Annotated in this window: 20 protein-coding genes; 13 read left to right on the top strand and 7 right to left on the bottom strand. The window is 69.2% G+C overall.

Annotated elements, in window-relative coordinates:
- Positions 1–4 precede the first annotated feature (4 nt).
- The 8 genes from AB0P21_RS16485 (at position 5) to AB0P21_RS16450 (ending at position 7,559) form a co-directional block, all read left to right on the top strand.
- Positions 5–712: a GntR family transcriptional regulator gene (locus AB0P21_RS16485; protein WP_363697416.1), complete on the top strand. Its 708-nt coding sequence runs from the start codon at positions 5–7 to the stop codon at positions 710–712.
- Positions 709–1,902 (top strand): ADP-ribosylglycohydrolase family protein, encoded by a 1,194-nt coding sequence (locus AB0P21_RS16480; RefSeq protein WP_363697414.1) that lies wholly within the window; start codon positions 709–711, stop codon positions 1,900–1,902. Before AB0P21_RS16485 ends, AB0P21_RS16480 begins: the two co-directional genes overlap by 4 nt.
- Complete coding sequence (locus AB0P21_RS16475; protein WP_363697412.1) at positions 1,899–2,810, top strand: PfkB family carbohydrate kinase; 912 nt, start codon at positions 1,899–1,901, stop codon at positions 2,808–2,810. The genes AB0P21_RS16480 and AB0P21_RS16475 overlap by 4 nt, the downstream gene beginning before the upstream one ends.
- A gap of 85 nt (positions 2,811–2,895) precedes the next feature.
- A complete protein-coding gene (locus AB0P21_RS16470) occupies positions 2,896–3,057 on the top strand; it encodes a hypothetical protein (protein ID WP_363697411.1) in 162 nt (53 codons plus the stop codon).
- Between the two features lie 221 nt (positions 3,058–3,278).
- On the top strand, positions 3,279–3,407 hold the full coding sequence (locus AB0P21_RS16465; RefSeq protein ID WP_363697410.1) for a hypothetical protein: 129 nt from the start codon (positions 3,279–3,281) through the stop codon (positions 3,405–3,407).
- Positions 3,408–3,420: 13 nt separating this feature from the next.
- Positions 3,421–3,579 carry a hypothetical protein gene (locus AB0P21_RS16460; protein ID WP_363697408.1) on the top strand — a complete coding sequence of 53 codons (159 nt, stop codon included), beginning with the start codon at positions 3,421–3,423 and terminating at the stop codon, positions 3,577–3,579.
- A gap of 134 nt (positions 3,580–3,713) precedes the next feature.
- Positions 3,714–6,635, top strand: a complete 2,922-nt coding sequence (locus tag AB0P21_RS16455) for an AAA family ATPase (protein WP_363697406.1) — start codon at positions 3,714–3,716, stop codon at positions 6,633–6,635.
- A 117-nt stretch (positions 6,636–6,752) separates the two neighbouring features.
- On the top strand, positions 6,753–7,559 hold the full coding sequence (locus AB0P21_RS16450) for an NPP1 family protein (RefSeq protein WP_363697404.1): 807 nt from the start codon (positions 6,753–6,755) through the stop codon (positions 7,557–7,559).
- Positions 7,560–7,675: 116 nt separating this feature from the next.
- On the opposite strand, the gene AB0P21_RS16445 is transcribed toward AB0P21_RS16450, so the two are convergent.
- Positions 7,676–7,912 (bottom strand): hypothetical protein, encoded by a 237-nt coding sequence (locus tag AB0P21_RS16445; RefSeq protein WP_363697403.1) that lies wholly within the window; start codon positions 7,910–7,912, stop codon positions 7,676–7,678.
- A 193-nt stretch (positions 7,913–8,105) separates the two neighbouring features.
- Positions 8,106–9,122: a dipeptidase gene (locus AB0P21_RS16440; protein ID WP_363697401.1), complete on the bottom strand. Its 1,017-nt coding sequence runs from the start codon at positions 9,120–9,122 to the stop codon at positions 8,106–8,108.
- A gap of 51 nt (positions 9,123–9,173) precedes the next feature.
- Between AB0P21_RS16440 and AB0P21_RS16435 the strand changes: the two genes are divergently transcribed.
- Positions 9,174–10,073, top strand: a complete 900-nt coding sequence (locus AB0P21_RS16435; RefSeq protein ID WP_363697399.1) for an ornithine cyclodeaminase family protein — start codon at positions 9,174–9,176, stop codon at positions 10,071–10,073.
- Here the strand turns inward: AB0P21_RS16435 and AB0P21_RS16430 are convergent, their stop codons facing one another.
- A complete protein-coding gene (locus tag AB0P21_RS16430) occupies positions 10,074–10,427 on the bottom strand; it encodes an NADH-quinone oxidoreductase subunit A (RefSeq protein ID WP_363697397.1) in 354 nt (117 codons plus the stop codon).
- 10 nt (positions 10,428–10,437) lie between these two features.
- Positions 10,438–11,253, bottom strand: coding sequence for a hypothetical protein (locus AB0P21_RS16425; RefSeq protein WP_363697396.1), 816 nt, complete (start codon positions 11,251–11,253; stop codon positions 10,438–10,440).
- A gap of 278 nt (positions 11,254–11,531) precedes the next feature.
- On the opposite strand from AB0P21_RS16425, the gene AB0P21_RS16420 reads away from it, so the two are divergent.
- The gene (locus AB0P21_RS16420) at positions 11,532–13,499 is read left to right on the top strand and encodes a 2-oxoacid:acceptor oxidoreductase subunit alpha (RefSeq protein ID WP_363697395.1); all 1,968 of its coding nucleotides are present in this window, start codon (positions 11,532–11,534) and stop codon (positions 13,497–13,499) included.
- Positions 13,500–13,522: 23 nt separating this feature from the next.
- Positions 13,523–14,572: a 2-oxoacid:ferredoxin oxidoreductase subunit beta gene (locus AB0P21_RS16415; protein WP_363698437.1), complete on the top strand. Its 1,050-nt coding sequence runs from the start codon at positions 13,523–13,525 to the stop codon at positions 14,570–14,572.
- On the opposite strand, the gene AB0P21_RS16410 is transcribed toward AB0P21_RS16415, so the two are convergent.
- Positions 14,569–15,864, bottom strand: coding sequence for a hypothetical protein (locus tag AB0P21_RS16410; RefSeq protein WP_363697393.1), 1,296 nt, complete (start codon positions 15,862–15,864; stop codon positions 14,569–14,571). The genes AB0P21_RS16415 and AB0P21_RS16410 overlap by 4 nt on opposite strands.
- A gap of 206 nt (positions 15,865–16,070) precedes the next feature.
- Here AB0P21_RS16410 and AB0P21_RS16405 point away from each other — a divergent pair, with 206 nt between their 5' ends.
- On the top strand, positions 16,071–19,718 hold the full coding sequence (locus AB0P21_RS16405; protein WP_363697392.1) for an amino acid adenylation domain-containing protein: 3,648 nt from the start codon (positions 16,071–16,073) through the stop codon (positions 19,716–19,718).
- Here AB0P21_RS16405 and AB0P21_RS16400 read toward each other — a convergent pair.
- Positions 19,702–20,949, bottom strand: coding sequence for a DUF445 domain-containing protein (locus AB0P21_RS16400; RefSeq protein WP_363697391.1), 1,248 nt, complete (start codon positions 20,947–20,949; stop codon positions 19,702–19,704). The genes AB0P21_RS16405 and AB0P21_RS16400 overlap by 17 nt on opposite strands.
- A gap of 169 nt (positions 20,950–21,118) precedes the next feature.
- On the opposite strand from AB0P21_RS16400, the gene AB0P21_RS16395 reads away from it, so the two are divergent.
- Entirely contained in the window at positions 21,119–21,721 is a 603-nt protein-coding gene (locus AB0P21_RS16395) for a dihydrofolate reductase family protein (RefSeq protein ID WP_363697389.1), read from the top strand.
- Here the strand turns inward: AB0P21_RS16395 and AB0P21_RS16390 are convergent.
- Entirely contained in the window at positions 21,718–22,899 is a 1,182-nt protein-coding gene (locus AB0P21_RS16390) for an MFS transporter (RefSeq protein ID WP_363697388.1), read from the bottom strand. The genes AB0P21_RS16395 and AB0P21_RS16390 overlap by 4 nt on opposite strands.
- Between the last annotated feature and the right edge of the window lie 83 nt (positions 22,900–22,982).

The raw sequence follows: 22,982 nt of genomic DNA, 5'->3' as shown, positions 1-22,982 counted from the left end.
TGGGATGAACCTCAAGCACGAGCGGATCGCGTCGGTCCTGGCGCGGGAGATCCGTTCGGGCCGGGTCGGGCACGGTGATCAGCTGCCCGGCGAGGTGGAGCTGGCGAAGCGGTTCGCGGTGAGCCGGAACACGGTGCGGTCGGCGCTCGCAGTACTGGCTGAGGACGGGTTGATCACGACGCGGATCGGCAAGGGGTCGTTCGTGCTGTTCGACGGCCGGCCGCTGGACGATCGGCTCGGGTGGACGCATGCGCTGGCCCAGCAGGGCGTGGAGACGCGGGTGCAGGTGCTGCGGCTCGCGCACGAACAGGACCACGAACTGGCCGAGCGGCTCGGCCTGGACTCCCCCGACGTGATCGTGATCCAGCGCCTGCGGGTGATCGTCGGCGGCGCCGCCATCTCGATCGAACGCAGCTGCATCCCCGCTTTGGACGAACTCCGCGACCTGCCCGACCGCGGCCTCGACGACAACTCGATCACCGCCACCCTCAGCCGCGCCGGCCTGCACCTCGACCACGGCGAGCAACGCCTCCGCGGCCGCCCCCTCGACCCGGAGGAAGCAATCCTGCTGGACCGCCCCGAAGGCACCTGGTTCCTGCACACCCGCCGAGTCAGCTTCACTCCCGACAACCGCTTCGCCGAACAGGTCGACAGCCTGCTCGACCCCACCCACTTCGAGCTGAGCCTCAACTACACCGGACCAACCCCATGACGCCGCGACCGGACAGCACCGGCGCCTTCGGCGCCGGTGGGAGGGGCGGGGAGAGCACCGCCGCCCCCGAGGCGAGCGGCTCCGCCGCCGCCAGCAGAATGGATGGCGGCAACCTCCCCGCCGGAGCGAGCTCCGCCGCCAACTCCCAGGCCAACCCTCGCGGGGCCCTCCCCACCCCCAGGACTTCGCGCGCCGCAGGCGCGCTCTTCGGGTTGGCGATCGGTGATGCGTTGGGGATGCCCACCCAGTCGTTGCCTAGGGCACTCATCGTCGAGCGGTACGGCGACGTCATCAGCGGCTTTCATCCAGCTCCGGACGACCAGCCGCTGGCGGCGGGGATGCCGGCTGGAGCGATCACCGACGACACCGAGCAGGCTGTCCTGCTCGGACACCTGGTGGTTTCCTCCAACGGAATGGTGGACGGCCGCGAGCTCGCCACCAAGCTGATGGAGTGGGAGGACGGCATGCGGGCGCGCGGGTCGCTCGATCTGCTCGGGCCGTCCACCAAACGCGCCATCGAAGAACTCCTGCAGGGCAAGGACATCACCGAGACCGGCCGCTACGGCACCACCAACGGCGCTGCAATGCGCATCACCCCAGTCGGCATCGCGACACCCTCAGCAGACCTCGACCTGCTGCTGGAGCGCGTGATCGCTGCCAGCGCGGCCACTCACAACACCGGCCTCGCGCTCTCAGCAGCCGCCGCGGTAGCCGCCGCGGTCAGCGCGGGGATCGACGGCGCCACCGTCGCCGAAGCGACCGAACTCGCGATCCACACCGCAAGCAGAGCGAAGACGAACGGCCATTGGGTGGCCGGTGCGGACGTCGCGACCCGCATCGAATGGGCCACCTCCCTGATCGACACGGCGCCTGGCAACACCCCTCCTCGGCCGGGCGCCGTGTCCACACTTCTCTACGACCTGGTCGGCACCAGCCTCGCCAGCCAGGAGTCCGTACCGGCCGCGTTCGCCGTACTCGCTGCCTACCCCGACGACCCGTGGCTCGCCGTCCGCCTGGCCGCATCGGTCGGCGGCGACACCGACACCATCGCTGCGATCGCCGGCGCGATCGCGGGTGCCTGCCACGGCGTCGACGGCTTCCCTGCCGACGCCCGCAATACCGTTGCGACAGTCAACAACCTCGCCCTCGACGACCTCGCCGACCAACTCCTCAAGGTCCGCGCCGGATGAGACTCCTCCACCTCGGCAACGTCGTAATCGACCTCGTCCTCACCGTCGGCGACCTGCCACCCCGCGGCGGCGACGTCATCGCCTCCAGTACGACGGCAACACCCGGTGGCGGCTTCAACGTGATGGCCGCCGCCGTCCGCCAAGGCCTCCCCACCCTGTACGCCGGTACGCATGGCACCGGCCCGTTCGGCACTCAAGCCCGCGATGCGCTCGCCGCGGCCGGGATCAAGTGGTTGCACCCGGCAAGGGAGGACCTGGACACCGGTTTCGTCGTCACCCTGGTGGACGCCACCGGCGAACGCACCTTCGTCACCAGCCGGGGCGCCGAGGCCACTCTGACCGGCGACGAACTCCCGCAGCCCTTCGACGACGACCTCGTGTACCTGTCCGGGTACAGCCTGTTGCACGACTCCAACCGGGCCGCCCTGCTCCCCTGGCTCACCAAGCTCCCGGACGACGTCGAGGTCTTCTTCGACCCCGGACCACTCGTTGCCGAGATCCCCGAAGGCGCCCTGGAGGCCGTGCTGGCCAGGGTCGACTGGTGGAGCTCCAACGCTGCCGAAGCCACTCTGCTGACCGGCTTGACCGACCCGGTCGACGCGGCTCGCGCCGTACGGCGGAGAACGCTGCGGGCCGATGTGCTGGTCCGTACCGGGCCGGACGGCTGCGTGCTCGCAGTACGGGGTCAGGAGGTCACGCGGATCGACGGGTTCGCAGTACAGGCTGTGGATCTCAACGGGGCCGGGGACGCCCATGCCGGAGCGTTCTTGGCCGGGATTGCCCAGGGCAAGGACCCTGTCGACGCCGCCCGGCGGGCCAATGCCGCGGCGGCTCTCGCGGTCACCCGGCGCGGACCGGCGACCGGACCGACCAAGGACGAGCTAGAGGTCTATCTAAGGGGTCTCTAGGCATCACCTAGGGAGTACTGCTGATGTGGCCCACCTCCTCAGGCGAGCACAGTCGAGCCATCGACCGAAGCTCCCGGAGGACACCATGTACTTCTACTCCCCGCAGTCGCTCCAAGCGGAGATCAACTACCGCCAAGAGCGGATGAAGCGTGACTTCAGGCGGCCGCTGTGGTTCAAGCGCACGCCCAGGAAGCCGGTGACGCCCACACCCTGCGCCCAGCCGGTGCGGGCCCGGCACGCGATGTGAGAGCACGTTCACCGCCTGTCCCCTCCGACCAGTACGGCCGAGACCCCCTCCCGGGTCTCGGCCGTACTGCTGTTCGGAGAGGCGTAAGGCCGCAACGGAATTACCTAGTAGGGCCCTGGGGCCACTGAGTAGGGACTAGTTCCGATGTGCCGGCCCTCCTCAGACGAGCAGATTAGGGACATCGACAAGGAGTCGAGACAGCACAAGCCAGGAGGCACCAGATGTTCACGAACGACACGGTCAAGGCAGAGGTCAGCTACCGCAGGGAGCGCCTCACCCGTGACTACCAGCGGACCAGCCGCAAGCCGGTCACCCGCCGCATCGTCCACCTGTTCTCGAAGAACATCTGAAGGGAGGAACACCATGTTCTACACACCTCAGTCGGTCCAGGCAGAGACCACCTACCGGCAAGAGCGGATCAAGCGCGACTTCCGCCGCACCCGCCGGGAGCGCCCGGCCCAGGCCGCCAAGCCTGAGCCGCGGCACGCTCGCCACGCACTGCGCACCACCACGGCCGGATGACCGCCGTGACCGCCGTCCCCGATCGGTTAGCCGCGATCGGGGACGGAGTTTCTCCAGGTCCGGCCGGGTTTTCTTCCGAAACCGCAGGCCACCGGACGGGATGCCGTCGATTTGTGTCGGCGCCAGGGGCGAAGATGGACGACGTGCCCTGGACCTCGACACCTCTCGTCGGCCGCTCGACCGAGCTGGCCGCACTGCTCAGCGCCGTGGACGAGGCGAAGACCCGCCGCGCCGGGGCGATCCTGCTGTCCGGTGACGCCGGCGTCGGCAAGACCCGGATGCTCGACGAGGTGGCCACCGGCGCGCACGAACGCGGTTTCGGCGTCCTGGTCGGGCACTGCACCGACTTCGGCGACGCCGGCCTGCCGTACCTGCCGTTCACCGAGATCTTCGGCCGGCTGGCGGAGGAGCGCCCGGAGGTGGTCGACAGCGTCCTGACCAACTTCCCGGCGATCGGCCGGTTGCTGCCGACGCACCGCCTGATCGGCGCGCAGACCACCCCAGGGGACGGGCAGCTGGATCGCGCCGCGCTGTTCGACGCAGTACTGGGTGCGTTCACCGCGTTGGCGACCAGTGAGCCGCTGGTGGTGATCATCGAGGACACCCACTGGGCGGACGACTCCAGCCGGGACCTGATCGGTTTCCTGATCACCCGGCTCACCTCCCAGCGGCTCGCGCTCGTCGTGTCCTACCGCAGCGACGACCTGCACCGGCGGCACCCGCTGCGCCGGCCGATCGCCGAGTGGTCCCGCAATCCCCGCGTACGCCGGGTCGGCCTGCTGCCGCTGGACGCGACCGACTCCCGGACGCTGCTGACCGCGCTGCTGACCTCACCGCTGCCAGAGGCGGAGGAGCTCCGGATCCTCGACCGGGCCGGCGGCAACGCGTTCTTCACCGAGGAGCTGGTCGCTGCCGCCTCGATGGGCGACGCCGACGCAGTACCGCCCGACCTGGCCGACCTGCTGCTCGTCCGGCTCGACCCACTGTCCGATGACGCGCGGCAGGTGGCTCGCGTGATCGCAGTGGCCGGCCGACGGGTCCCCCACACGCTGCTGACGGCGGTGGCCGGGCTGCCCGACCAGGAGCTGGATGCTGCGCTGCGGGAGCTGATCGACGCGCACATCATCGAGCACCCGGGCAACGCGAGCTACTACTTCCGCCACGCGCTGCTGGCCGAGGCTGTGTACGACGACCTGCTGCCGGGCGAGCGAGTGCGGCAGCACGCGGCGTACGCGAAGGCGTTGAAGGACCAAACAGTCGCCGGTACTGCGGCGGAGCTAGCCGGCCACGCAACCAGATCCCATGACCTGGCTACTGCCTTCGAGGCGCGGGTGCGGGCCGGGCAGGAGGCGATCTCGGTCGCCGCGCCGCAGGAGGCGCTGAAGCACTACGAGATGGCGCTTGAGCTCTACCCCAACGCAGCGGCCGACGCGAGCATCGACAAGACCTGGCTGATCGTCGAGACGGCGACCGCCGCAGCCTTGTCCGCGCAGCAGTTGCGGGCGATCAAGTTGTTGCGCAAGGCACTGGCCGAGCTGCCGGCCGACGCGCCGCGACTGCAGCGGGCGCAGCTGTTGATGCCGTTGGCTGACATCGCGTTGATCATCGACCAGGACCAGGAAGCGCACGAGGCGATCTCGCAGGCGCTGCGGCTGACCTCGGACGAGCCGGCCAGCGTGTTCAAGGCCCAGGTCGCGTCGATGTACGCGCGGGTCTCGGATGCGCTCGGGCGGCCGATGGAGGCCGAGCGGTGGGCCCATGAGGCGTTGCAGATCGCGCGCGAGGTGGGCCAGGAGTCTGCCGCGGGCGACGCCGGCATCACGCTGGCCCAGCTGCGTCGGCGGGCGGGCGATCCGGTGGCCGCGGCCAAGCAGTTGGAGGAGGCCGCAGTACGGGCTCAGCTCGCTGGTGACCCGGCGGCCGAGGTCCGCAGCCGCTTCCTGCTCGGGTCGAACCACTACGAGATGGGCGACCTGGTCAGCGCCAAGACCGCGCTCCTGCACGCCTATCAGCGAGCGGGTGAGCTGGGGCGTCAGTGGGCGGCGTACGGGCTCGATGCGCGGCGGATGCTGGCGCTGACCCAGTTCGTGATGGGCGACTGGGACGACGCCGCGGCCACGGTGCGGGCCGACTCGATGACGCCCGCGGCGGCCGAGGCGACGCTGCGCGTGGTCGGGATGGCTGTGCGGAGCGGCCGCGGCGACACGTCGGTGGCCGAGGACCTGGAGCGGCTGCGCAAGTGGTGGACGCTCGACATCATGCTGCCGATCATCGGTCTGCAGCCTGCAGTGGACGCCTATCGCCGGCTGAACAAGCCGGCTGAGGCGGAGAAGCTGCTCGCCGACGTGACGACGCTGTGCGCGGACGTCTTCCAGACCGACTGGTTCATGGCCCGGATCCGCTTCTCGGCGATCGGGTTGCAGGTGTTGTGCCACCGCGTCGTCCATGAGCCGACCGCGGCCGCCGAACTAGTGGCCCGCGGCGCGGAGCTGGTCTCGGCCGGGCAGTCGACGGCCGAGAAGGGCATGCCGCCAGGCCGGGTGCTGGGCGTCGAGGGGATCGCCTGGCTGGCCCGGTTGGAGGCGGAATGGGAGCGTCTTCGCTGGCTCGCCGCGATCGATCCGCCGACCCCGGCCGAACACGTCGCCACCTGGCACCGCACGGTCGACGCCTTCGGGTACGGCGATGTCCACGAGCAAGCCTGGTCACGGCTGCACTTCTCGGCCGCCTTGCGAGCCGCCGGACGAGTGGCCGATGCCAACGAGCAGGTCATGCTGGCCACCGACACCGCTCGGGCACTCGGCGCGAAGCCGCTGCTCGAGGAGTTGGGTGGAGCCGAAGGTGGAGCCGGCACCGGTCCGGCGACGCTCACCGCGCGCGAGACCGAAGTACTGGCGCTGCTGGCCGAGGGCCGGACCAACCGTCAGCTGGCCCGGGAGCTCTACATCTCGGAGAAGACGGTCAGCGTGCACGTCTCCAACATCCTGGCCAAACTGGGCGTCCGGAGCCGGACCGAAGCCGCCGCGGTGGCCCGCCGGGACGGCCTGCTCGACTAGAAAGTTCACCCACAGTCAATTCTTAGTCACGTGAAGTATGTACTGACGTGCCCCTGAGATGCGATCCTCGACAGCGTTCGCAACCCGCCCCTAGCGATCTGTCGAAAAGAGCGAAGCATGGACAAGCTGTCGCCCCCTGCCCCCACTCCCCCGAAGCGCCGGCGCCGCCTGATCGGCGTCGCCCTCGGAACCGCCGCCTTGATGGTCACCTCGGCCGCCGCCGCGTGGGCCGCTCCACCTCCCCACCTCCCACAGAACGCGGGTGGCTGGGAGTCCACCTTCTCCCCGGCGTACGACTACGACGGGGACGGGTGTTACGCCACCCCCGCGATCGGCCCGGACGGCACGCTCAACCCCGGACTGAACACGACCGGCGCCGTCAACGGCAGTTGCCGGGACCAGTCCGACCTGGACAACTCCCAGACCTACGCCCGCTCGAAGTGCAACAACGGCTGGTGCGCGGTCGTCTACGCCAGCTACTTCGAGAAGGACCAGGCAGTAGCCGGCAGTGGTCTCGGTGGCCACCGCCACGACTTCGAACACGTCATCTCGTGGATCAACCAGGCCGCCAACGAGGTCCAGTACGTGACCACGACCCAGCACAGCAGCCAGGTCACCTACACCCGCGCCCAGGTCCGCTTCGACGGGTCCCATCCGAAGGTCGTCTACCACAAGGACGGCGCCAGCACGCACTTCTTCCGGCTCGCCAACGGCAACGACGACCCGCCGGAGAACCACTACCACAACTGGCGCTATCCCCCGCTGGTCGACTGGAACGGCTGGCCGAGCACCGGCCTGCGCGACACCTTGATGAACGCCAACTTCGGCTCGGCCACCATCAAGGTCACCGACAAGGACGACCGCTTCCGCAACCTCCTGAACGCCTCCAAACCCGCCGCCATCCCCTTCAACCCCTGGGCCTGACACAGAGGTGAGCGCCCAGCTGCACACTTGGGTCCGGGGCCGGGGGGTAGGTGGCCCAGCGGAGCCAGGGTGTGTGCAGTTGGGCGCTCACGATCACCGCGAGGCGCGTACCAGGGTCAGTGGTGGCCGCGCGAGCGGTGCTGTGGATGGGCGGTCTGGAAGAACCAAGCGGGCCGCGGCTCCTGCCGGCGGCGGTACTTGATCAGCTCGTCGACGGTGCGTTCGGGGCGGGCTTGCGGGCCGGTCTCGACGATGCGCTCGAAGACCTCCTGCGCCTGGCTGAGCTTCGCCACCAGGATCGCCGCCAGGCAACTAGCTGACGCTGCAATCAATACCCACAGTTGCCAAGACATACCCCACCGCCCCGTAATTGCCCCGTTTCCCCTGGTAACGACTGTAACCCCGATCTGCACAAATGGCGATGGTTCCATCGCAATGCGTTACAGAGCGAGGCTTCCGAAGGTGATCGATGCCTCATGCAATGACTAACGGTGAGTAGGCAACGATCTCCGGGGAGTTTCCGGTCGATGACTCTCGGTGATCGACTCAGGGACGGTGCAGGACCCGGACCAGGTTCGCGCCGAGCACCTTGCGGAGTACCGGCTCGGGCATCCCGCGCCGCTGCAGCGCCTCGGTGACCAGCGGCATCCCGGCCGGCCCCTCCAGCCCGGCGACCAGTACGGCGATGTCCAGCCCCTCGATCACCACCGGCCGGTCGCAGGCCGGGATCTTCTCCGCGAACACCTCGTCGACGAAGTCGCTGCCGAGCCCGACGTGGTCCTCGCCGGCCACGCTCACGACGTACTCGAGGTGGTCGGCCAGGTGCTCGACGGTCGGCTTGGGGTCGTCGGTCAGGAAGCCGGCGAAGAAGTTCACGCAGACCACCCCGCCGGTGGCGGCGATCCCGCGCAGCTGCTCGTCGGTCAGGTTGCGGTGGTGCTCGCGGACGGCGAAGGCGCTCGAGTGCGACGCGACCACCGGCTTGGTGGCCAGCTCGAGGATGTGCTCGACCCCGCGCCGGCCGACGTGCGACACGTCGATCAGCACGTCGAGCTCCTCCAGCGCGCCGACCGCCTCGACCCCGGCCTTGGTCAGCCGGCTGCCGGTCGCGTCCTCCCCCGAACCGTCGCCGAGCGCGCTGCGGCCGAAGTGCGTGAACGACGCCATCCGGACGCCGAGCCGCTCGAGGGTCTGGAACAGCTCGATGTCCTTGTCGATCTGCGGACAGCCCTCGAGCGCGAGGACCAGCGCGATCCGTCCGGCCGCGACCGTCTCGTCGATCTCCGCGCCGGTCCGGCACAGCGTCACCTGGTCGGCGTTGCCCTCGGCGATCCGGTGCGCGGCCTCGATCATCCGCAGCGTCTCGCGCAGCGCGCCCTCGGGCAGGAACTCGTGGTCGAGAAACACCGGCAGCACCTGTACGTCGATCCCGCCGGCCCGCAACTGCGGGATCCAGCGGTCGCGGAAGTACTCGACCCAGATCTCCTTCGGCCGGCGCGCGACCAGCATCAGCAGGTCGTTGTGCGCGTCCGCCACCACCGCGTCGCCGTGCAGGTCCGTCATCGGTGCCCCTCAGCTCTCGACTCTGCTCGCCACGCTATAACGTCGCCGAGTATGAAGGTCCTGAGCGCGGAAGACGTCCGCAGTACCGTCCCGATGCCGGCCGCGATCGACGCCGTCCGGGCTGCCTTCCTCGAACTCGCGGCAGGCAACTTCGTCCTGCCGGCCCGGCAGAGCTTCGGCGACGGCGCGGTGCTGGTGATGTCGGCGTACCACGCGCCGAGCGGGACCGCGGTGGTGAAGAAGATCGGCATCGCGCTCGACCAGGTGCCGGCGATCCGCGCGACCGTGATCTGGACCGGCGACGGCGAACAACTGGTTGCCGACGGCACCTCCATCACCACTCTCCGGACCGGCGCTGTCGTCGGAGTCGCCACCGATCTGCTGGCCGTCCCTGACGCGACCCGGCTGTCCCTGCTCGGCACCGGCGCCCAAGCCGCCGACCAGGTCCGCGCGGTTCTCGCCGTACGCCGTATCGCCGAGGTCACCGTCACGGGCCGGGACCTGCACCGGGCCACCGCGCTGGCGAAGACCCTGGCCGCGGAGTACCCCGAGGTGAACTTCACCCCCGGTACGTCGATCAACGACTCGATCGCCGCCGCCCACATCGTCTGCTGCGCGACCTCGTCCTCGACCCCACTCTTCACCGCCGACGCCCTCCCCGACCGGGTCCACGTCAACGCGATCGGCGCCTTCCGCCCGACGATGCGAGAACTCCCCCGCGACCTGCTCGCCACCGCCTCGACCGTCATGGTCGATCAGGTGGAAGCCGCCATGGAAGAGTCCGGCGAGATCATCGACGCCGTCACCTCAGGCACCCTCGCCCAGTCAGCGCTGCTCGAACTCGGCACCGCCCTCACCGGCCACCCCGAACCCACCGGCCGCACGGTCTTCAAGTCGGTCGGCGTCGGCCCCCAGGACTGGGCCATCGCCAAGGCTCTCGCGGAGCGGTGATCAGGTCCAGCTGAGAACGCCCTTGCGGTAGGCGTAGAGGAGGCCGACCGCGACGAAGGCCAGGAAGATGAACATCTCGATCAGGCTGGCCACGCCGACCTCGGCGAAGACAGTTGCCCACGGGAACAGGTAGACCGCGTCCACGGCGAAGATCACGTAGAGGTAGGCGAAGAGGTAGTAGCGGATGTGGACCTGGGCCCAGCCTTCGCCGACCGGGTCGACGCCCGACTCGTACGTCTTCAGCTTGTCCGGGGTCGAGTAGGTGATCGTCAGCGCCTTGTTCAGCGCGAAGGCGCCCAGCAACCCGAGCAGGCCCAGGACGACGATCGCGCCGACTACGCCATAGGTCTGCACGGGCTAAAGACTAGTTGGTGCAGAGCAGCAATGCGTCGATGGCGACGATCGGGCCGTAGCCGGACTTCACGTCGGCGATCTGGAGGCGCATTCTGGTGACGCCGAGGATGTCCCGGTTGAGCCAGCCCTCGGTCTCCTGCAGCATGTCCAGCGTGCCGACCGCCTTGGCGCCGTTCAGCAGGGATGCCCGGATGGTGCCGTCGGTGATGTTGCCGAGGAACGTGCGCACCCAGCGGCAGCCGGTGGTGTCGACGTCGCCCCAGACCAGACCCGCCTTGTCGGCCAGCAACTCCGCCTCGGCCCGGCGCGGTCCTTCGCTCACCGGTACGACGTTGAACTCCGGGTGCCCCTTGCCGCCCGCGGCGAGCAGCGGCTTCTTGAAGATCCCGCGATAGACGTAGTGCGAGAAGCTGATCATCGGCGACACGGCCGCGGCGTACGGCGCCTGCGGGCCGATCGAGAGCCGGTACGTCTTCACCGAGCCCGGCACGGTCGGCGGGATCGTGATGCTGGTGCCCGAGGTGACCCCGTGGCCGATCTCCTCCCACTTGCGCCCGCTCGACGACCAGCGCTGCAGCGAGACCCGCGACTTGGCGACCGGCGCCGGGGTGATCTGCCCGACCACGGTCAGCACACCCTTGGTGGCGTCGGTGGTCTTGATGCTGGTGATCTTCACCGTGCGGACCGGAGTCGTCGCGACGGCGGCCGGAACCGCCTTGGCCTCCTGCACCGACAGGGCACTCTCGGCGGGCGCGGGTGTGGCGGCGCAGCCGGTCAGAATCAGCGCGGCGGCGGCCAGCAGACCGGCGTACGGGCGAAGGCCCATGGTCGAACTCCTTCGAGCCCGAGTGGCACCCGGGATAGATCACAGCTTGATGAAGACACCCTGCCGGACCTGACTGCTGTTGGCAAGCGAACGACTGCTCTCGGTCACACCGGCGGCTTCCGGCGTCAAGCCGGTCCCAGGCTGTGGACCATGCCGTCGTGTCCATGGTTCCGTTCGAAGGGCGACCTAAGATTGAGGTACCGCCCGACCGGGGGGATCGACCGGACCGTCAGCCACGGACCGGCCGGCCCAAGCTCTGACTTGGAGATGACTGACCAGTGACGATCGAGGTCAAGCAGCTCGACCGCGTGGTGATCCGTTTCGCCGGTGACTCCGGCGACGGAATGCAGCTCACGGGGGACCGATTCACCGCGGAGACGGCATCGTTCGGCAACGACCTGTCGACGCTGCCCAACTTCCCGGCCGAGATCCGGGCGCCTGCCGGGACCCTGCCAGGGGTCTCGTCGTTCCAGCTGCACTTCGCCGATCACGACATCCTGACCCCCGGCGACGCGCCCGACGTGCTGATCGCGATGAACCCGGCGGCGCTGAAGGCGAACCTGCCCGAGGTACCGCGCGGCGCGACGCTGATCGTCGACACCGCCGACTTCACCGCCCGGAACCTGAAACGGATCGGGTACGACGCGAACCCGCTGGAGACCGGCGAGCTCGAGGCGTACCACGTGATCGGCCTCAACCTGACCGGGATGACGGTGGAGTCGGTCAAGGAGTTCGGGCTGTCCCGCAAGGACGCCTCCCGGGCCAAGAACATGTACGCCCTCGGCCTGGTCTCCTGGCTGTTCCAGCGGCCGACCGAGTCGACGATCGAGTTCCTGCAGACCAAGTTCGCCGGCAAGCCCGACATCCGCGACGCCAACATCGCGGCCTTCCGGGCCGGCTACAACTTCGGCGAGACGGCCGAGGAGTTCTCGGTCCGGTACGAGGTGAAGCCGGCCCGGATGGCGACCGGCACCTACCGCAACATCTCCGGCAACCTGGCGATGGCGTACGGCCTGGTGGCGGGCGCCTCGCGGACCGGGCTGCCGCTGGTGCTCGGCGCGTACCCGATCACGCCGGCTTCCGACGTACTGCACGAGCTGTCCAAGCTGAAGCGGTTCGACGTGACCACGATCCAGGCCGAGGACGAGATCGCCGCGGTCGGCGCCGCGCTGGGCGCCTCGTTCGGCGGCTCGCTGGGCGTGACGGTGTCGTCCGGGCCGGGCATCAGCCTGAAGTCCGAGACGATCGGTCTCGCGTTGATGCTCGAGCTGCCGCTGATCGTCTGCGACATCCAGCGGGCCGGCCCGTCGACCGGGATGCCGACCAAGACCGAGCAGGCCGACCTGCTGCAGGTGATGTTCGGCCGCAACGGCGAGTCGCCGCTGCCGGTGATCGCCGCCCAGTCCCCCGCGGACTGTTTCGCGATCGCGGTCGAGGCGGCCCGGATCGCGGTCACCTACCGCACCCCGGTGATGGTGTTGTCCGACGGCTATCTGGCCAACGGCTCCGAGCCCTGGCAGATCCCGCGGATCGACGACCTGCCGACCATCGACCCGAACTTCACCACCGAGCCGAACGCGACCAACGACAAGGGCGAGCCGGTCTACCTCCCCTACGTCCGCGACCCGGAGACCCTGGCGCGCGCCTGGGCCATCCCCGGTACGCCGGGCCTCGACCACCGCGTCGGCGGGCTGGAGAAGGAGGACAGGACCGGCAACATCTCCTACGACCCGGCCAACCACGACCTGATGATCCGCACCCGCCAGGCGAAGGTGGACGGCATCACCGTGCCGCCGCTCGAAGTCGACGACCCGGACGGTACTGCGAAGGTGCTGGTGCTCGGCTGGGGCAGCACCTACGGCCCGATCGGGGCCGCCGTTCGCCGGGTCCGCAGGGTCGGCGGCAAGATCGCCCAGACGCATCTGCGGCACCTGAACCCGTTCCCGGCCAACCTGGGCGAGGTGCTCGCGCAGTACGACAAGGTGCTGGTGCCGGAGATGAACCTCGGCCAGCTCGCGATGCTGCTGCGCGCGAAGTACCTGGTCGATGTCGTCTCCTACGCGCAGGTCCGCGGGATGCCGCTGGGCGCCGCAGAGCTGGCCGAGGTGATCGGCAACCTGGTCGAGGAGACCGAGGGCATCGACGACGACGCGCGGCATCTCGGCGAGGCCGCCGCCGCGGTCACCCATGGCGAGGCGCTGCGGACGCCGCCGAACGGCATCCACCACCCGGAGGGAGCACTGTGAGCATCGATCTCGGACTGCCGAGCATGCCGGGCGGGCTGGCCGGAGTACCGGCTGCCACCGAGCCGCAGAACCGCAAGGAGTACGTGTCGGACCAGGAGGTCCGCTGGTGCCCGGGGTGTGGCGACTACGCCGTACTGGCTGCTTTTCAGGGGTTTCTGCCCGAGCTCGGGATCAAGCGCGAGAACGTCGCGATGGTCTCCGGGATCGGTTGTTCGTCGCGCTTCCCGTACTACCTGTCGACGTACGGGATGCACTCGATCCACGGCCGCGCGCCGGCGATCGCGACCGGGCTGGCGGTGGCCCGGCCCGACCTGAGCGTCTGGGTGGTGACCGGTGACGGCGACGCGCTGTCGATCGGCGGCAACCACCTGATCCACACCCTGCGGCGCAACGTGAACCTGAAGATCCTGCTGTTCAACAACCGGATCTACGGCCTGACCAAGGGCCAGTACTCGCCCACCTCCGAGCCGGGCAAGGTCACCAAGTCGACGCCGATGGGCTCGGTCGACAACCCGTTCAACCCGGTCTCGCTGGCACTCGGCGCGGAGGCGACCTTCGTCGCGCGGACGGTCGACTCCGACCGCAAACACCTCACCTCCGTACTGCGTGCCGCCGCCGAGCACCGCGGCACGGCGTTCGTGGAGATCTACCAGAACTGCCCGATCTTCAACGACAACGCCTTCGACGCGATCAAGAACCCGGAGACCCGCGACGACGCGATCATCCCGCTGGTGCACGGGGAACCGATTCGGTTCGGCGCCGACGGGCACCTGGGTGTCGTCCGCGACGGCTTCGCATCCCTTGCGGTGAAGGAGGTTGCCGACCTGCCGGGCGGCGAGTCCGACCTGGTCGTCCACGACGCCCACACCGAGGACCCGGCGTACGCGTTCGCCCTGTCCCGGTTGACCGACGGCGGCATCCTGCACCAGGCCCCGATCGGCGTCTTCCGGGCGGTCGACCACCCGGCGTACGACGATCAGGTCCGCCAGCAGGTCGCCACCTCGAAGGAGTCCCAGTCCGGCGGCGACCTCCAGTCGCTGATCAACGGCTCCGACACCTGGACCGTCGACTAGCTCGCCTTCTTCAGCGCTGCCACCAGCGCCGGCTCGGTGAGCTTGAAGTACTTGACCAACGCCTTGTCGCGAAGGACCGGATCGTCCGCGCCCTTCGCGAGCTCGGTGTAGAACGCGTTGACGGTGGTCTGGCCGTAGGTCTTGACCAGGTGTTCGACGATCAGCCAGGCGACGCCGTAGCTGTTCTCGTCGTAGTCACCATGGAAGACGCCGTCGATCGGCAGCACCACCAGCGCCTTGAGTTCACGGCGGAACTCGCGGCGCTCGCGGTCGACGAAGTCACTGAAGTTGCTCTGTTCCAGCATCTTGTACTGGACGTACTCCGCGTAGCCCTCCACCAGCCAGGTCGGCGCACCCTCACCGAGCGGCGACATCGCCGCATGAGCGAACTCGTGCGCCAGCAGAGCACGATCCGCTTCCTTCCGCTCGGTCGGATTGATCACGATCCGGCTGGCGGTGACCTTGAACTCCGTGGCCTCCGCGTTCGTCGGCGTCAGGTTGCGCTGGGCCACGGCCCCGGCCGGATGCCCACCGGTCTCGAACCCGCTCCACGACCGAGGCGCCGCCATCGCCACCACCAGAATGCCGGCCTGAGCCCGCTTGGCGGTGGCCCGAACCAGCGGCACGGCAGCCTCGGCCTCCCGCACCAACCGCCGCCCGTTCTCCCCCTCGCCCGGTGACGAGATCACCAGCACGCCGCGCCCCCGCGACACCTCGATCTCCCCAAGCTCCCAGGGCTCCCGCCCCTCTCCGCGATCCCCCGACTCCGCGTCATCGTCGTCGACCACCAGCCACCGGCCGTCGCGCTCGACAAACGTGTAGCCCAGCTGGGTCAACCGCGGCGCCGGGTCGATCCCCGCGATCTGCGTCAGCATCTTGATCCGGACCGCCCGCGCGTTCTTCCCCAGCTTCGGCCGCAACTCCGGACTGAAACTGACCTGCCGCAGATAGCTGACCTGCTTCATCCCGATCTGCCGCAGATTCGCGAACACCTGCTTGTCCCGCTGCACCAGCTTGGCGTTCTTCGGATCACTCGTAGCCAGGTACTGCGGCAACTGCCCGGCCTGCAAGGCGGTAGCCCGGGCCTTGAGCGTGACGTCGATCGCCGCCAGCATCTTCTGCTCGGCGATCTCCTCGGCCGACAGCACCGGCCCGGTCGCCGACGGCGTCACCGAAGCTCCCGCCGCCTTGGACTTCTCGTCCCGCCCAGCCGCGGCGCACGACACCCCACCCGCCACGATCGCCAGGGCCGTAGCCCCGGCGATCCACACTCTCCCCCACACCCCAGTCATGGCGGCAGGGTACACAGCTCAGCAGGGCCTGCGGAGCCTGGAATCGCGGGTCCCAATGCGCTCTTCCGGCTGCCGAGCGCGCTGAGATGCCCCTGGGGTCTGAGATCGTGCGTGGGTACAGAGATCGGGGCGGAGCTGGGGCGGCGATTTCGCCGGTGAGGATGCGGCAGCCAGTCGGTGAGGTCGCTAGTTGTTGGGAGCAGAAGATGCATCACGCCGAAACTGGGGCCGCCCGCGGGACAGCGGATGTCCCGGACCGCGGAGACGCGCGCGCATCCGCTGCGGGCGACAACTCGGACGAGACCGTCTGGGGGCTGTTCGAGGCTCAGGCCGCGTGCCAGCGGAGTCAGATCGCTGTCGTGGACGGGTCGGTCGAGATCAGCTACGAGCGACTGCGGGCCCAGGCGGAGGTGATCGCCGAGGAGCTGGCAGCCCGGGGCGTGGCACCGGGGGCGCTGGTCGGCGTGTGCCTTGGCCGGACGTGGGAGCTGATCGCGACCCTGCTGGGAGTACTGCGGGCAGGCTGCGCCTATGTGCCGATGGACCCCTCCTACCCGGCTGAACGGGTGCGCTACCTGATCGAGCATTCCCGGGTGGCGTCGGTGGTCGTCGATGCCGGTACGGCGCCGCTGTGCGCGGCGGCCCCCGATCGCGTGCGCCTCGACCTGGTGCCGGACCGCCCGGCGACCTCGCCGGCGGCCTGTTCGGCCGATGATCTCGCCTACGTCATCTACACGTCGGGGTCGACCGGGAAGCCCAAAGGCGTGGCGGTCGAGCACCGCAGCGTGGTAGCGATGGCCGCCTCGATGCGGCGACTGCTCGGCGACGAGGACCTGGCGGGCGTCCTGGCCGCGACCTCGGTCTGCTTCGACCCCTCGGTGATGGAGATTCTGGGCACGCTGGTCCTCGGTGGCACGGTCGTCCTGTCCGAGAACGTGCTTGCCTTGCGCGAGCTGCCCGCAGCGCACCGCGTGCGCACGGCCGTCATGGTGCCGTCCGCGATGAGGGCGTTGCTCGCGACCGGGCCACTGCCCGGTGGGTTGCGGTGCGTGGTGCTGGGGGGTGAGGTCCTGTCCCGCTCGCTGGCGGCGCGGTTGCACGCTGATCCTGGTGCGCCGCGGGTCGTGAACGTCTACGGTCCGACCGAGGCCACCGTGTTCATCACCGCCGCCGAAGTGGGAAGCGGGCCGATCACCATCGGCAGTCCGGTCCCGGGCGCGCGAGCGTACGTGGTGGACGAGTTTCTGCAGCAGGTGCCGGCCGGTACGGCGGGAGAGCTGGCTCTCGCCGGCGACCAGCTGGCGAGGGGGTACCTCCATGACGACGAACGCACCAGGCAGAGCTTCCCGGCCCTCGCGCCGGACGGACTGGTTCCGGAGCAGCGGATCTACCGGACCGGCGACCTGTGCCGGTGGACGGAAACAGGGGAGCTCGAGTTCCTCGGCCGCACCGACCGGCAAGTCAAGATCCGCGGCCACCGGATCGAGCTCGACGAGATCGAGGCCGTGCTGGCCTCGATGCCCGGAGTGGACGAGGCCGCGGTCGTTGTTGTCCCCACCGGCGAGGGCAAAAGTCTCCTGATGGCGTACGCGGTGAGCTGGCAGGAGTCGGTGACTGCATCGACGTTGCGCTCCCTGCTGGCCGACCGCCTGCCGAAGTACATGATCCCGCACCACGTCATGGTGCTGGCGGAGATGCCGAAACTGGCCAACGGCAAGGTCGACCGGCTTCGGCTGCCCGCACCCGCGCACCGCGGCGACGAGGCCGCTTCCGAGTTGAAGACGGGAGGCGACGACCCGGTCGCCTCGCGGACCGAATCCGGTGCGCTGCCCTCGTCGCACGAGCAGCGACGATCGTCGCTGCTCGTCATGGTGAGGGAGGAGGCGGCGCTGCTGCTCGGCGCCCCTGGCGCCGATGCGGTCCGGCCGGACGAACCGCTGGCTGCGCAGGGGTTCGATTCGCTGGACATCGCGGAGCTCACTGCCCGTCTGTCGCGCGGTCTGGCCGTTGACCTGCCGTCAGCCGTCCTGGTCGAGCAGATGACTCCCAACGAGGCCGTCAACGGCCTGCAGGCCTTGCTGTTGCAGGGCCGTGCTTCCGGCGACGGCGAAGGGCCCGGACCGCGGGGTGTCGGCGCCGCAGATCGACTCGATGCGTTCCAGGCCCAGGTCCGGTCCGGGTACCCGCCGGCCTTCGCCGCCAAGGCGCCGGCCTGGTCCGCGACCGACCGGGGCGCACTCGTCCAGCGTTTCCGGGGGCTCCTGGCGCGCTCGGGACTGGACCCGTACGGAAAGGTCATCCGCACCGGAAGTGCCGAGCGGGGCCTGGTCGCTGACCTGAGTACGGGTGAGGAATACGAGGCGCTCATCTGGACCACCAATCTCTACCTCGGACTCAACCGCGACGAGGGGGTGATCGAGGAGGCACGCGATGCGCTGGACCGGTTCGGTACCGGGATGGGCATTTCAGCGGCGGGCTCGGGGCAGACCGATCTCCACCTGGCGTTCGAACAAGAATTCGCCGCGATGGTGGGCAAACCGGCCGCCTGCCTGTTCCCCACCGGCTTCACCGCGAGCCTCGGCGCCGTCGCCGGAATCGTCGGCAGTCAGGACGTCGTGGTGATGGACCAGCTCTGCCACGCCTCCCTGGTGGACGGAGCTCGGCTGAGCGGCGCGAAGGTGCGGACCTGGCGGCACAACGACGTGGCCGACCTACGGGCGATCCTCACAACGGAGTCCTCGCCCTACCGTACGACCCTGGTGGTGCTCGAGAGCGTGTACAGCATGGGCGAGGGGGCAGCGCCGCTGCGCGAGATCGTGTCCGCCGCGAAGGAGTTCGGCGCGCTTGTGCTGGTGGACGAGGCCCATTCGTTCGGGCTCTACGGCAGGCGGGGTGCCGGACTGTGCGCCTCGGAAGGCGTCACCGAGCAAGTCGACTTCATCCTGACGACCCTGAGCAAGGCCCTCGGGAGTATCGGCGGTGTGGTCGCCGCCCAGGAGCAACACATCGCCTTGCTGAGGGCGTCAGCGAGGTCATACGTCTTCCAGGCGAACATCTCACCGGCCGACGTGGGGGCGGCCCTCGCCGCTCTGCGGAAGGTCGCTGTAGGCGACGCGCTGCGGGCCAGGCTGTGGGACACCGCCCACTACCTGCGGAAGCGTCTCTCGGACGCCGGCTACGAACTCGGCACCGGAGACGGGCTCGTCGTCACCCCCTTCTTCGCCGACGGCGAGAAGCTGCAGGCGATCGCCCGAGGGCTCTTCCGGCGGGGTGTCCATGTCGCCGCCGTGACGTATCCCATTGTCGAGCGCGGGCGAGGCCGCCTGAGGTTCATCTGCTCGTCATCCCATACCCGGGCAGACGTCGACGAGACGGTACAGGCCCTGATCGCCGCCGATGCGGAATCAGGAACACCTCGTGGTCCATCGACAGCCGCGACGGTTCCCACGCCGCACGATGATCTGGACGTGGCGAACTGGGCTGACGCGTTGGCAACCTATCTGGAATCCGTCCTGGCCGAGCGTCCCGCATCGTCACCACAGCTCGTGGTGACGATCGCACGGCCAGGAAGGGAAGAGGATCTGGTCGTTCGGATTGACGAACACGGGGTCAGCCGAAAGCCCGACAGCACAGGCGCGACGCCCGCCTGTTCGCTTCGACTCGTCACGGATGAGGCGACAGCTGCGCTGTGCTCACGAAACGTTGAGCGCCTGCTTGCGAGCGTGATCGCGGGCACTTGCGTGCTCACTGGTCAGATCCAGCCGTTCGTCTGGCTCATCGGACGACTCAGCGACTGGCAGAGTTCCGCGGAAGCGCACTCGCCGTCTGGAGTGGCGGCTACAGCAGTTGGCTGAAGGTGTGAATGATCAAGCCCACCAGGGCTCCGACCACCGTGCCGTTGATGCGGATGAACTGGAGGTCGCGGCCGACGTGGAGTTCGATCCGGGCGGCGGCTTCGCGGCCGTCCCAGCGTTCGATCGTGTCGGAGATGATCGAGACGATCTCGGTGCCGTAGGTGCGGACGACGTAGCTGACTGCTTCGGCGGCGCGGGTGTCGACCTTGGCCATCAGCGGTTCGTCGGTCTGCAGGCGTTTGCCGAGGTCCTTGATCTTCTGGGTGGCGCGCAGCCGGAGCGGGCCTTCCGGGTCGCCGATGGCGCCGATCAGAGCGGTTCGGGCGGCGTCCCAGACCGCGGTCAGGCTGGTGCCCATGTCGGGGTGGGTGAGCATCCGGCGTTTGAACGCCTCGAACCGGTCCATCATCTCGGGGTCGTTCTGCAGGTCGTCGGCGAGCTTGATCAGCAGCCGGTCGAGTGCCTTGCGGGCCGGATGCGCCGGGTCGTCCCGTACTGCGGCCAGCCACGCCAGCGCCTCCCGGTGGATCCGGTCGACGACGATCGAGTCGACCCAGCGCGGTGACCAGCGCGGCGCGCGCGGGCCGACCACCTCGGCGAGCAGGTCCCGGTTGTCGGCCAGCCAGTCGTACGCCTCGACCATCAGCAGGTCGAACAAGGCATGGTGCGCGCCGTCGTCGACCACCGAGCCGAGGAAGTGCCCGGCGATCGGGCTGAGCGGCTCCTCGGCGAACCGCGGCAGCAGCGAGCCGCGGACGAACGCCGTCACGTCGTCGTCGCCGAGCTTCGGCAGGGCGGCGCCGACCGTCCGGGCGCCCTCCTCGACGATCCGCTCGGCGTGGTTGCCGGCCGCCAGCCATTCGCCGGCCCGGCGGCTCACCTCGGCGGTGCGCATCTTCTCACCGATCACCTCCTCGGACAGGAAGTTCTCGGTGACAAACTGCTCCAGGCTCTCGGCCAGGCTGTCCTTGCGGGTCGGCACGATCGCCGTGTGCGGGATCGGCAGCCCGAGCGGGTGCCGGAACAGCGCGGTGACCGCGAACCAGTCCGCCAGCGCGCCGACCATCGCTGCCTCGGAGGCCGCGTTCACATAACCCCACGCGCCGGTGTCGTGCAGGGTCAGCACGTAGATCACCGCGGCCAGCACCAGCAGTGACAGTGCCACCGCCCGCATCTGCCGCAGCCCGCGCCGGCGTACCAGGTCCGGGCCGCTCAACGTCAAGGTCGCCATACCCCCATCCAACCAAGCCACCGAAGGGCCCGGCTCAGGCGACGCCCCGGACACGCCCCTGATTCCGTGGACCGGAGGTTCACCAGATCTGGTGACGCCCTGACCGGCGCCGGCGGGCGAAGCTGATGAAGCGCCGGACAACGACCGGCCGAGACTGGAGGACACCACCATGAGCACCCCTGCATCCCGCACTGTCGTCGGCAACATCGCGCTCTCGCTGGACGGCCGGATCAGCGGCACCGGTGGCCCGTACGACATGGGCTGGATCGTGCCGCACGCCACCACCGACGGCTCCCGCAGCCACATGCTCCGGGTCACCAGCCAGGCGGCGACGACCGTGCTGCTCGGCCGGAACAACTACGAGGGCTTCGGCGGCTTCTGGCCGGGCGTCGCCGAGATGGCCGAAGCCGACCCGAAGGACCGTGAGTTCTCCCGCTGGCTCAACGAGGTGGAGAAGGTGGTCTTCTCGACCACACTCCAGCAGACGCCCTGGGCCAACTCCCGGCTCGCGACCGCCGACCCCGCCACCACCGTGAAGGAACTGCGCCAGCAGGAAGGTGGCGACATCGTCGTACTGGCCAGCACGAGCATCATCCAGAACCTGCTCGAGGCCGACGAGCTGGACCGGCTCTCGATCACCCTCGCCCCGGAACTGGTCGGCGGCGGCGCCCGCTTCTTCCCCGAAGGCCTGCCCGGTACTTCGTGGTCGCTGGCCGACTCGACGCCGACCGAGTCCGGCGCGCTCTGCCTGCTTTACAACCGCAACCGCTAAGCCGCAGCCGCCACCTTCGCCGTACGCCGGTCCATCTGGCCTGACACGAGTGCCAGGATCAGCCCGGCGACGGCGAGGGCGGCGCCGACCCGGCTGGGCCATTCGTAGCCGTAACCGGCCGACAGTACGACGCTGCCGAGCCAGGCACCGAGCGCGTTGGCGACGTTGAGAGTCGAGTGGTTGAGCGACGCGGCCAGCGACTGACCTTCGTGCGCGACGTCCATCAAACGGGTCTGCAACGCCGGGATCAGGATGCTCGCGCTGAAGCCGAGCGCGAAGACGCCGACCAGCGCACCCGCCTTGCTGTGCGCCAGCCAGCCGAAGGTCGCCAGCACCATGGTGACCGCAACCAGTCCGCCGTACAGGCTCGGCATCAGCGCGCGGTCGGCGAGCCGGCCGCCGACCAGGGTGCCACCGGTCATCCCAATGCCGTAGACGGCCAGCACGATCGTCACCGCGGCCTCGCTGAAGCCGGCCAGCTCGGTCATCGTCGGCGTGATGTACGAGTACGTCGCGAACATTCCGCCGAAGCCCACCATGCCGACCAGCAACGCCATCCAGACCTGCGGCTTGGCCAGCGCGCTCAGCTCACTGCGCACGTTCACGTCGTTGCCGACCCGCTGCGGCCCGACCCAGAACCAGACCGCGACCAGGGTCAGCAGGCCAAGGATGCCGACGGCAAGGAACGGCAACTGCCAGCCGAATCGCTGGCCCAGTAAGGTGGTCACCGGCACCCCGACAATGTTTGCCACCGGCAACCCGACCATCATCATCGAGACCGCCCAGGCCCGCCGGTTGACCGGCACCATGGACGCGCCGACCACCGCACCGATCCCGAAGAAGGCGCCGTGCGGCAGCCCGGTCAGGAACCGCGCCGCCATCAGCAGTTCGTAGCTGTTGGCAACAGCCGACAGAACGTTGCCAACGACAAACACCGCCATCAGCCCGAGCAGCAGCCGCTTGCGTCCGGTCCGCGCCCCGAGGGCCGCGATCACCGGAGCGCCGACCACCACCCCGATCGCGTACGCCGAGATGACGTGCCCCGCGGTCGGGATCGAGATCTCCACCCCGTCGGCGATCTGCGGCAGCAGCCCCATCGTCACGAACTCGGTGGTCCCGATCGCGAACCCACCGGTCGCCAACGCCAGCAGCGCCAGGCCGACCCGTCGAGAGCTCACCGGATTGTCAGGAGTCACCGAACTTGTCACACCTGATTGTCGCATCCGACCCGTTGAGCCCGTGCGGGCGGACGTGAAAGCAT

This window comes from Kribbella sp. NPDC056861 (assembly GCF_040687575.1).
GTDB lineage: Bacteria > Actinomycetota > Actinomycetes > Propionibacteriales > Kribbellaceae > Kribbella.
Note: the sequence above shows the minus strand (reverse complement) of the source record. Positions and strands in the feature narration are given on the sequence as shown.

Bases quoted from the DNA above. Each gene is read 5' to 3' on its own strand.
- AB0P21_RS16485 (WP_363697416.1), top strand. From the start codon at position 5: ATGAACCTCAAGCACGAGCGGATCGCGTCGGTCCTGGCGCGGGAGATC.
- AB0P21_RS16480 (WP_363697414.1), top strand. From the start codon at position 709: ATGACGCCGCGACCGGACAGCACCGGCGCCTTCGGCGCCGGTGGGAGG.
- AB0P21_RS16475 (WP_363697412.1), top strand. From the start codon at position 1,899: ATGAGACTCCTCCACCTCGGCAACGTCGTAATCGACCTCGTCCTCACC.
- AB0P21_RS16470 (WP_363697411.1), top strand. From the start codon at position 2,896: ATGTACTTCTACTCCCCGCAGTCGCTCCAAGCGGAGATCAACTACCGC.
- AB0P21_RS16465 (WP_363697410.1), top strand. From the start codon at position 3,279: ATGTTCACGAACGACACGGTCAAGGCAGAGGTCAGCTACCGCAGGGAG.
- AB0P21_RS16460 (WP_363697408.1), top strand. From the start codon at position 3,421: ATGTTCTACACACCTCAGTCGGTCCAGGCAGAGACCACCTACCGGCAA.
- AB0P21_RS16455 (WP_363697406.1), top strand. From the start codon at position 3,714: ATGGACGACGTGCCCTGGACCTCGACACCTCTCGTCGGCCGCTCGACC.
- AB0P21_RS16450 (WP_363697404.1), top strand. From the start codon at position 6,753: ATGGACAAGCTGTCGCCCCCTGCCCCCACTCCCCCGAAGCGCCGGCGC.
- AB0P21_RS16445 (WP_363697403.1), bottom strand. From the start codon at position 7,912: ATGTCTTGGCAACTGTGGGTATTGATTGCAGCGTCAGCTAGTTGCCTG.
- AB0P21_RS16440 (WP_363697401.1), bottom strand. From the start codon at position 9,122: ATGACGGACCTGCACGGCGACGCGGTGGTGGCGGACGCGCACAACGAC.
- AB0P21_RS16435 (WP_363697399.1), top strand. From the start codon at position 9,174: ATGAAGGTCCTGAGCGCGGAAGACGTCCGCAGTACCGTCCCGATGCCG.
- AB0P21_RS16425 (WP_363697396.1), bottom strand. From the start codon at position 11,253: ATGGGCCTTCGCCCGTACGCCGGTCTGCTGGCCGCCGCCGCGCTGATT.
- AB0P21_RS16415 (WP_363698437.1), top strand. From the start codon at position 13,523: ATGCCGGGCGGGCTGGCCGGAGTACCGGCTGCCACCGAGCCGCAGAAC.
- AB0P21_RS16410 (WP_363697393.1), bottom strand. From the start codon at position 15,864: ATGACTGGGGTGTGGGGGAGAGTGTGGATCGCCGGGGCTACGGCCCTG.
- AB0P21_RS16405 (WP_363697392.1), top strand. From the start codon at position 16,071: ATGCATCACGCCGAAACTGGGGCCGCCCGCGGGACAGCGGATGTCCCG.
- AB0P21_RS16400 (WP_363697391.1), bottom strand. From the start codon at position 20,949: ATGGCGACCTTGACGTTGAGCGGCCCGGACCTGGTACGCCGGCGCGGG.
- AB0P21_RS16395 (WP_363697389.1), top strand. From the start codon at position 21,119: ATGAGCACCCCTGCATCCCGCACTGTCGTCGGCAACATCGCGCTCTCG.